General features: G+C 68.7%; 1 protein-coding gene. It reads right to left on the bottom strand.

Going from position 1 to position 838, the window contains the following annotated elements:
• Nucleotides 1-838: AMP-binding protein (locus ACT89H_RS29390; protein ID WP_445111921.1), on the bottom strand; the 838-nt coding region annotated here is incomplete at both ends.

The raw sequence follows: 838 nt of genomic DNA, 5'->3' as shown, positions 1-838 counted from the left end.
CCGATACAGGCGCGACCCATGGGAGTCGAACGGGTTCGCCACGAAGCGGGACGCGGTCAGCCCGCGCCGCTCGTGGTAGCCGCGAGCCAGTTGCGCGCCGGTGATGTACAGCTCCCCCACCACACCACTGGCAACCGGGACCAATCGCTCGTCCAGTACGTATTCGGTGACGGCCGGGATCGGCGCGCCGATCGTCACCGGTTCACCCGGCACCAGCGGCGCGCTGATGTTGGTCATGATCGTGGTCTCGGTCGGGCCGTACCCGTTGAAGAATTCGCGGGTGCGCCCACCCGACACCGGTAGCACCCAGCGCCGCACCAGCTCCGGCGGGCACGCTTCGCCACCGGCCACCACCACACGGAACTCGTCCAGCCCCGCCGGATCCACCGACGCCAGCGCGGCGGGCGTCACGAACGCGTGGGTCACGGCCTCCCGGCGGACCAGGGACGCGAATTCCTCGCCGCCGAACACCGTGGGGGAGGCGATGACCATGGTGGCCGCGCCGCCGAGCGCGAGCAACAACTCCAGCACCGACGCGTCGAACGACGGCGACGCGAAATGCAACGTCCGCGACGCGCTCGTCACCCGATACCGATCACGCTGCTCAGCACAGAAACCCGCCAACCCGGCCTGAGTGACCACCACACCCTTCGGCATGCCCGTGGAACCGGAGGTGTAGATGACATAGGCCGGATGCTCCGCACGCAACGGACGCACCCGATCGGTGTAGGTCACCGGATCGGCCGGGAACTCCTCTAGTAGCCGGACGCAGTCCGCGGTGTCGATGGACAGCCACTCGACCTGATCCGGTAGGTGACCGCGGAGCTCCTCGACGGTC

Source organism: Nocardia aegles (assembly GCF_052545135.1).
Note: the sequence above shows the minus strand (reverse complement) of the source record. Positions and strands in the feature narration are given on the sequence as shown.